This is a genomic window from Streptococcus suis, from assembly GCF_002960445.1.
Taxonomy (GTDB): Bacteria; Bacillota; Bacilli; order Lactobacillales; family Streptococcaceae; genus Streptococcus; species Streptococcus hyiners.
On sequence record NZ_POJD01000434.1, the window covers coordinates 1 to 280 of the forward strand.

A 280-nucleotide genomic window follows, 5' to 3' on the forward strand; every position below is an offset into this window, starting at 1 on the left:
AAGACCGTCTGAAAAAATATCGACTTGAGTATTCAGATATGTTTCCTAAAAATATGAATGATGCAGAACTTTTACGATTTATAATCTACGGATATTTCAGTCAAGCTATGGATGTTTTTCTGACTTCTTACACTTTCAACGCTTTCCCGTTTTTTTCTAGCTTAACTACTTATTTAAATTATAATGTTCTTTTGTTAAATATCGTGCATTATTCTAAAGAAGAAAATTTAGAGCATTTCTTAAAAATGTCAAAATTGACTTTACCAATTTGGTTTGAATA

At 27.9% G+C, this 280-nt stretch carries 1 pseudogene; it reads left to right on the forward strand.

The features are described 5' to 3' along the window. Window positions 1-280, forward strand: a pseudogene (locus C1G53_RS13475) (hypothetical protein); the annotation flags it as partial.